The sequence below is a fragment of the Halomonas sp. SIMBA_159 genome (assembly GCF_046536035.1).
In the GTDB taxonomy this organism is placed as follows: Bacteria; Pseudomonadota; Gammaproteobacteria; order Pseudomonadales; family Halomonadaceae; genus Vreelandella; species Vreelandella venusta_A.
In genome coordinates this window covers 1-275 of the sequence record NZ_JAWJBT010000496.1, presented here as the reverse complement: position 1 = coordinate 275, position 275 = coordinate 1, and the positions used below count along the sequence as shown (strand labels likewise).

General features: G+C 46.2%; 1 protein-coding gene. It reads right to left on the bottom strand.

Features of this window, described 5'->3' with window-relative positions; all coding sequences use genetic code 11:
* A partial coding sequence (locus tag R0J87_RS20165) for a hypothetical protein (RefSeq protein WP_498888475.1) occupies positions 1–275 on the bottom strand: 275 nt, incomplete at both ends.

The window sequence follows — 275 nt, the reverse complement described above, 5'->3', positions numbered from 1 at the left end:
CGAATGCTGTCGCCGCCAGTAGTTGAATGTCAGATTGTTGCAGTTCTTTTCCTGACAACAGTTGTTGTGCGGCTTCTGTATTGCCGGCTTTTAGCATGAGTTGGGCATAAAGCATTTCAGCTTCAGGGTAATGTTTCAGGATGTCTTTAATGACTTCCAGGTGGCTCAAGGCGACATTTTCTAACTTTAAGTTAACTGCGATCAATGCCGCAAGAATGCGCGCTTGTGCTGAGTTAAATCCGCCGCCTATCGCTGTATCTATGTGTATTCTCGCC